Origin of the sequence: Virgibacillus sp. DJP39 (assembly GCF_049310925.1) — a bacterium.
In the GTDB taxonomy this organism is placed as follows: domain Bacteria; phylum Bacillota; class Bacilli; order Bacillales; family Amphibacillaceae; genus Virgibacillus_F.
In genome coordinates this window covers 24,764-31,449 of the sequence record NZ_JBMERP010000042.1, presented here as the reverse complement: position 1 = coordinate 31,449, position 6,686 = coordinate 24,764, and the positions used below count along the sequence as shown (strand labels likewise).

3 protein-coding genes are annotated in these 6,686 nt (G+C 36.3%); all 3 read left to right on the top strand.

What is annotated here, in order from left to right; translation table 11 throughout:
* Positions 1-32 precede the first annotated feature (32 nt).
* The 3 genes from ACOI1D_RS13595 to ACOI1D_RS13585 all read left to right on the top strand — a co-directional run bounded on the left by ACOI1D_RS13595 (position 33) and on the right by ACOI1D_RS13585 (position 6,673).
* Positions 33-2,477 (top strand): S-layer homology domain-containing protein, encoded by a 2,445-nt coding sequence (locus tag ACOI1D_RS13595; protein WP_422501834.1) that lies wholly within the window; start codon positions 33-35, stop codon positions 2,475-2,477.
* A 406-nt stretch (positions 2,478-2,883) separates the two neighbouring features.
* On the top strand, positions 2,884-4,740 hold the full coding sequence (locus ACOI1D_RS13590) for an FAD-dependent oxidoreductase (protein ID WP_422501833.1): 1,857 nt from the start codon (positions 2,884-2,886) through the stop codon (positions 4,738-4,740).
* A gap of 310 nt (positions 4,741-5,050) precedes the next feature.
* On the top strand, positions 5,051-6,673 hold the full coding sequence (locus ACOI1D_RS13585) for an S-layer homology domain-containing protein (RefSeq protein ID WP_422501832.1): 1,623 nt from the start codon (positions 5,051-5,053) through the stop codon (positions 6,671-6,673).
* The last annotated feature ends 13 nt before the right edge of the window (positions 6,674-6,686 follow it).

The following is a 6,686-nucleotide window of genomic DNA, read 5'->3' as shown; positions in this document are numbered from 1 at the left end:
GTTTATAATAGAAACAAGGAGGAATTTATTCAATGGTAAAATCAAATTCAGGTCGTAAAGCTTTTGCAGCAACAGCAACAGTAGCTTTAGCCGCATCAGCAGTAGCTCCAGTAGTTACTTTAGCAGCATCAAACTTTGATGATGTTAAGGAAGGCCAATATTACGCAGAGGCTATTAATTATCTAGCTTCAAATGGTCATATTAATGGTTATGGTGACGGCACATTCCTTCCAGAAAATGAGATCAAACGATCAGAAGCAGCTACAGTGCTTCAATCTGTTCTAGGTCTAATTCCATCTGGAACTGAAGACTTTTCAGACGTAGAAGTTAATGATTGGTTCTATGATGCTGTACGTGCAACTTCTAACGAAATTTTTGAAGGTTACAATGGTGAATTCAACCCTGAAGACAATCTTACTCGTCAAGAGGCAGCGAAAATTATTGTTGAATCTTATAACTTAACTGGTAGCAGTGAAACTTCATTTGAAGATATTGACGGAGTTTGGGGTGAGTCATACATTGAGGTAGCTTACAACAACGGCATTATTAAAGGTGAAAACTCAACTACTTTCAACCCAAATGGAAACGTTGAACGTGGAGACTTCGCTACAATGGTATATCGTGCAATTCAAGCAACAGCACCGACTTCTGTTGCAAGTGTAAGTGCTATTAATGCTAAGCAGGTTGAAGTTAAATTCAATAAATCAATGGATGCTGAATCTCTATTCACGAATGTTGATAATGGTGTTGTAAATGAAGAAGTAGTAGTTATTGATGGTGTTGGTGATACTGCAGACGTTACTTTTGCAGGTAAACTAAGCCAGGATGGTAAAACATTAACATTGACTGCCGATGGAGTATTTGATGGTAAATATTCTGTGAATATAGTAGGGGCAGAGGATGTAGACGGTAATGAAGTAGAATCATATGCAGGTTTCTTCACTGCTGATGATGTAACTCGTCCTACAGTTTCTGGTGTTTCATACACTAGTGTAAATACCGCAAAGATTTCTTTCTCAGAACCGATTGCTGATTGGGGAACCATTACATTAAATGGTACTCAAATTGCTCTTGCTGATGAGGACAAAGGAGAAAATTTTGTTTTAGTAGATATTGATTCTCTTAATTATGAAGAAGAAGGAACTGTTACTTTTGTAGGTGTTAGGGATCATGCGGACAATCTAGTGTCACCTAACCCAGTAAAAGTTGATGTTCAACGTCCAGCTGAAGATGTGACTGATCCTAAAGTTGAAAGCGTCAGCGTAGTGTCTGATTCTCGTGTGAAAGTTGTTTTCTCAGAAGAATTAGCTTCTGCAACTTTCGAAGTAAACGATACTGTGATAACTTCAACAGTTGAGGATGATAAAGTAACTTATTATTTAGATGTTGCCTTAGAAGATGGTGCTAACAAAGTAGAAGTCACTTCATTTACAGACATATCTGATAATGCAGGTGATGCAGTTGTTCGTCAATTCATTGTCACTGTTGATGAGGAATCTCCTGAAGTAACATCTTCAAATGTACTTGTAAATGCAGATGGAGAAGAATATCTACAACTTTCATTCTCAGAAAGTGTTGTCCTAGGTTCAACAGGACCACAAATTTTTGAAGGTACTCTAGAAGTGGATTATGTAACTGATGAAACTGCTCAATTTACTGCAACACCAGTAGTTGATGGAGATGACAACACAAAAGTTAATATCCCACTTCAAACTGCTGCTCAAGGAAATTGGACAGTAGGACTTGCTGAAGGATTTGTTACTGACATTGCTCAAAACAACAATCAGTTACAGGCTGATAAAGTTTCATTCGTACGTGGTGAGGATGAAGAAACTACTGCTCCAACAGAGCTTACAGTTAGTTCTGATGTTGTTGATAACGTTATTACATTGACTTTTGATGGCAAGCTTTCTGGAGCAACTGCTGTTAACGAAGGAAATTATAACATTGAAGGAGCAACTGTTAAATCTGCAACTCTTACATCTAACACTAATACAGATGGTAAAGCTGTAGTTGAACTTGCGTTAGAATCAGGTTCAGTTGTAGCTACTGGTGAGTATGAATTAGTTATTGATGGTGTGAAAGCTAACGATGGCACGCTCGTAGATGTTAATCCATTGCCATTAACACTTAATGAGAATGTAGCTCCTAAGTTTACTTCAGCAACAATAGTTAATGGAAACGATGTTAATCTAACATTTAGCGAATCAGTGAACTCTGTTGATGCTACAGACTTTGAACTTCTATTAGATGGAGAAAAGTTTGCAGGAATTTACACAGTTTCTACCGGTACAGATAAATTTGTTCTTTCTATTGTTGATACTGACAGTGAAACAGCTGGTGAACAAGGTCTTAGCAGCGAACAATTAGCTAAAAAGATCACACTTGAGCTTACAGATTCAAGTAACATTGTAGATGTTAAAGGAAACGATCTTACTGATTTTGGTAGCTTTACAGTTGTAAAAAATATTAAATAATATTTAAACACTGGTTTTTATGTTTTACTAGAAAAGTTCTGTGGAGAGAAATTTCCGCAGAACTTTTTTTGGTTATTAAAAACACTATAAATCTTCAATGTTTCTTCTAACTGGCAACCTAATAAGATGAGATGTTAAAATAAGCAAAGTGAACAATTTCACTAACCACCTAGGTGTTATTACTAAAACTGTGTAAACTCTAAGATTCTTATTACTGGTACGTTTATGTTTTTTCAGAACCTGAATTAGCTAAAATAAAAGTAAAAATCAAAAGTAAAAAAACTAACTCTCAGGGTCTTAAAGAAGGCAATTTATAAGCTTTCCATAAATAAATAAACAAATCTAGTAATCTATTAAGAGTCATAATTTTTAAACAAGTAATTGTTTTCTGAGGCTGGGGGATATAATGAAAAATAAGTATATATTTGTAGCGGTAATTACAATTCTGTCTATAGCCTGCTTCCTTGTCTTCAATAATACAGATTCTCCAAAAGAAAGTAATCAAAATGATAAGGTGAATTCACCAAACAAACCTGATAATAAATATGAAGTCATAGTTATTGGTGGTGAGCCGGAAGGTATAGCGGCAGCAGTTTCAGCTGCACGCAATGGAGCAAAAACACTGCTAATTAATGAGCGCAAAGAGCTTGGCGGGTTGTTTACTTATGGTATGTTGAACTACCTTGATATACCTCAAGGGGGAGATGGAGAGTCCGTTAGTAAAGGAATCTTCGAGGAATGGCATAAACTTGTTGGAGGTGGAAATGCTTTTGGTATTTCTGAAGCAAAGGCAACCTTTAAGAAACTAGTTGTTGAGGAACCTAATATAACCTTACTCACGGAAACAAAAGTTCTTGATTCAGTAGTAAAAGATAACAAAGTAGAGGCAGTTAAAATTAAAAATAAAAATGGTGAATATGAGATTAAAGGTAAGACATTTATTGATGCAACTCAGGACGCAGATTTTGCAGTGCTATCAGGAGCACCATATTTTGTTGGTGGTGAAGATATAGGCATAGAAGATAAAAAGATGTCCGTTACGTTGATGATTCATTTAAAAAATATTAACTGGGAAAAAATCAGAGAGACAGCAAAATCTGAAAAATTTGGTTCTGCTGTGGTTACAGATCAAGTTGCTTGGGGATTTACTACTCTTCACTTTGATTACAAGCCAGTAGATAAAAATACCAGATTACGCGGTTTAAATATTGCAAAGATAAAGGACGACTATTACATCAATGCACTACAAATATTTGGTGTTGACGGTTTAGATGATGATTCGAAACAAAAAGCTATTGAAAGAGGGAAAAGAGAAACTAGACATATATTAGAGTATTTACAGGATGAGTTTCCTGGGTTTAAGAATGCAGAAATTGCTGGCTTTCCTACTGAATTATATGTTAGGGAAACTAGACACATAATTGCAGAATATCAGCTACCAATGTCTGATGTATGGATGAATAAAGACCATTGGGATTCTATTGGCTTTGGAGCTTACCCAGTAGATATTCAAGCAAAGTCAACTGAAGATTACGGAAAAATTTTAGCTGTACCTAAACAATATGCAATTCCATTTCGTTCTTTAGTACCAAAGAAAATAAATGGATTGTTAGTTGTGGGTCGCTCCGCTGGGTATTCATCCCTTGCAGCTGGAAGTGCAAGAATAGTTCCAACTGGTATGGTTGTTGGGGAAGCAGCGGGGGCTGCAGCAAGTATATCTGTTAATAAGAGCGTTTCTTTTAGAGCTATGACTGAAAGTAAGGTATTGATTAATAAGTTGAGAAATACACTTGATAATCAGGGCGCACTTGTAAAGCATATAGTTACAGATTATCCATACATGGGCAAATGGTATGATCAGTCGGTTCAAACATTGTTTGATTATGGGCTTGCCTTTGGTGGTTATGAAAATGATTTAAAGGTTGACAAAGTAGCAACTTTCTACGACTTTATGGAAATTGTAAAAGGTGCTGTAGAGCGTGTTAATCCTAAAGTATCTAAGCAATTAGATGTCAAAATCAGTACCATTAACACGTCTATAATGGAAAAGGATAATAGACCTATTAAGCGAGATGAGGCCGCAGCACTCTTAGCAGAACTGTTTTTTGAAGAAACAGAGAATGAAAATTGGAAGCTTTTAATCGACAAAGGTTTAATAAATGAAAGTCTTGCTAATAGGTTAGGAAAAAACCGTGAATTAAAGTTTAAAGAGATATACGCCATCGGCGCATCTGTTATTTCATATATTCAGGACAGTATATAACTATTTCAACTTGAGCAAGAGTAAATGAACAGCTATCGACACAATGTAGCTGTTCATTTTTTTGTGCTTCCTATTAATACAATCTTGTATAATAATTATTTAAGATGGCTCCTCTTTCATGGCTTCAGCTAGTAGTTTAATAAGAATTGACTAGGGACCGCTATAAGTGAAAAATCTATTAAGTAGAAACTGTGAATTTCAAATTACCAGAGTGAGTTTGCCCTATTTCTTCCATTTTCCCAACATAGGTTGTAACATAATGAATAATTGATATAATGTGGCATGGTTTTAAAAATAGGGAGGGATTGATTTGCCAAACTCACTTGGTAAAAAAATGATGAGGATAATGCTAGTGTTTTTAGGAAGTTTACTAGTGTTCCCAAATGTAAGTGCAGCAGCACCCTTTGACGACATAGGTAAGGTAGGCTGGGCAAAAGAGGAAATTGTATATTTAAATGGACAGGAAATTATTAATGGCTATCCAAGTGGTTCGTTTGGACCATTAGAGAATATCAGTCGTGCTGATGCAGCTTTAATGTTATCCAGGACGGACCAAATTGACGTAAATACTGCTCCAGAAGAACCTTTTTTTTCAGATGTGGATGAGAATGCATATTATTATAAAGCAATACAAGCTGCCGTAAAAGCTGGACACATTAACGGTTTTCCAGATGGGGAGTATCGTCCAGAAGAGACACTAACAAGAGCGCAGATGGCTAAGGTGATTTCTGTTACTTATGGATTAACTGGTGAAAGTGGAAATTTATTTTCGGATACATCAAGTAGTTGGGCTGAAAAGCATATTGATGCTTTAGTTATAAATGGTGTTACTAACGGCTATACAGACGGCACTTTCAAACCGAAAAGTAACATAAACCGTTCTGAATTCTCTGTTATGCTTGCAAGAGCTATGAGTGACAAATTTGAAGCGGAAATAAATAAGGATATGAAAGTACATTTTCTGGATGTAGGTCAAGGTGACAGTATCTTAATCGAAACACCAAATGGTAAAACAATTTTGATTGATGGTGGGCTACAATCGGCAGGTGAAAAAATTGTTGACTATCTAGCGAAGTCTGGAATTACATCAATAGATTTACTTGTTGCTACACACCCAGATGCTGACCATATCGGTGGTCTAATCGATGTACTTGAAAAGGTAGAGGTTAAGCGTGTTCTGGATAGTGGAAAGTCCCATACTACTGATACCTATCTGGAATATTTAAATTTAATTGACCAGAAAAATATTCCTTTTGATACTGCAGAAGTAGGTTCTACTATTGATTTAGATGCTGACCTCGAAATACTAATAGTTAGCGGAATAAATTCTAGTAATGACCCCAATGAATCATCTATCGTTTTAAAATTATCTCATGGGACAGTTGATTTTCTACTTACTGGTGATGCATCATCAGAAAATGAAGAAACGATGATCCAAAACTTTGCAGTAGACGCCGAGATTTTAAAAGCAGGTCATCATGGATCAGGTACTTCATCCTCTCAGGCTTTTTTAAATGCAGTGGACCCAGAGGTAGGTATTCTGTCATATGGTGAAAATAACTACGGACATCCTGATGAAAAAGTTGTCGATCGATTAAGCGATTCTGGAGCAACGTTATACAGCACCTATGAATCTGGTGATATTGCCATTACATCGACTGGGGAAACGTATACTGTATCTGCTCAACCATGGACTGGAGAAGGAAATGGAGATTCCACTGAACCGGATTCAACGACACAATATCCAATAAATGTAAACACTGCAGACTATGATACTCTATTGTTGATTAAAGGAGTTGGACCTAGTATAGCTCAGGACATAATTGACTACCGGAATATGTATGGTCCTTTTGAATCAATTGAGGAATTAGACAATGTGCATTATATTGGACCCGCGACTATTGAAGAGATGAGTCCTTATATAACGCTGTAGGATGTGAGAATTT

Coding starts and splice junctions, on each gene's coding strand:
- ACOI1D_RS13590 (WP_422501833.1), top strand. CDS start 2,884: ATGAAAAATAAGTATATATTTGTAGCGGTAATTACAATTCTGTCTATA.
- ACOI1D_RS13595 (WP_422501834.1), top strand. CDS start 33: ATGGTAAAATCAAATTCAGGTCGTAAAGCTTTTGCAGCAACAGCAACA.